This is a genomic window from Mammaliicoccus sp. A-M4, assembly GCF_022386955.1.
In the GTDB taxonomy this organism is placed as follows: Bacteria; Bacillota; Bacilli; order Staphylococcales; family Staphylococcaceae; genus Mammaliicoccus; species Mammaliicoccus lentus.
Genome location: NZ_JAJNHH010000042.1, coordinates 1 through 295, shown reverse-complemented (window position 1 = coordinate 295; position 295 = coordinate 1). Strand labels below are relative to the sequence as shown.

Here is a 295-nt window from a genome sequence, read left to right as displayed (position 1 = left end):
TGGTGCCGAGGACCGGAATCGAACCGGTACGATAATCACTTATCGCAGGATTTTAAGTCCTGTGCGTCTGCCAGTTCCGCCACCCCGGCAAGAAAAAATAAAAATGGAGCGGAAGACGGGATTCGAACCCGCGACCCCAACCTTGGCAAGGTTGTATTCTACCGCTGAACTACTTCCGCTAAATCATTATTTTTACAATATTATTAATGGTGAGCCATAGAGGATTCGAACCTCTGACCCTCTGATTAAAAGTCAGATGCTCTACCAACTGAGCTAATGGCTCTAAAACATGGTG

At 46.4% G+C, this 295-nt stretch carries 3 tRNA genes; all 3 read right to left on the bottom strand.

The features are described from left to right. Positions 1 to 89: transfer RNA gene (locus tag LQ682_RS14090), tRNA-Leu, on the bottom strand. 15 nt (positions 90 to 104) lie between these two features. Further along, a tRNA-Gly gene (locus LQ682_RS14085) sits at positions 105 to 179 on the bottom strand. Between the two features lie 28 nt (positions 180 to 207). Beyond that, positions 208 to 283: transfer RNA gene (locus LQ682_RS14080), tRNA-Lys, on the bottom strand. Positions 284 to 295 lie beyond the last annotated feature (12 nt).